Origin of the sequence: Leifsonia sp. SIMBA_070 (assembly GCF_046534635.1) — a bacterium.
Taxonomy (GTDB): domain Bacteria; phylum Actinomycetota; class Actinomycetes; order Actinomycetales; family Microbacteriaceae; genus Leifsonia.
This window is the reverse complement of sequence record NZ_JAWRYK010001019.1, coordinates 1-232: the sequence shown is the minus strand read 5'-3', so window position 1 is coordinate 232 and position 232 is coordinate 1. Positions and strand designations below refer to the sequence as shown.

At 65.9% G+C, this 232-nt stretch carries 1 protein-coding gene; it reads left to right on the top strand.

All coding sequences use genetic code 11. The features are described from left to right. Positions 1-222: ACT domain-containing protein (locus SB754_RS23235; protein WP_410784595.1), on the top strand; the 222-nt coding region annotated here is incomplete at its 5' end. Positions 223-232: the final 10 nt, after the last annotated feature.

Below are 232 nucleotides of genomic sequence, written 5' to 3'. Positions count from 1 at the left end.
ATCGAGGCCTACGACCGCCAGGGCCTGCTCCGCGACGTCACCGCGCTGTTCGCGAACGCGCGTATCAACGTGCTCGCCATCAACACGCTCTCGAACAAGAACACGCATACGGCGACGATGCAGCTGACGGTCGAGATCAGCGACCTCGGCTCCCTCGCCAGGCTGCTCGAGCGCCTGAACCGCCTGAAGAACGTCATTTCCGCCGCCCGCCTGGACCGCTGAAGGAGCGCCC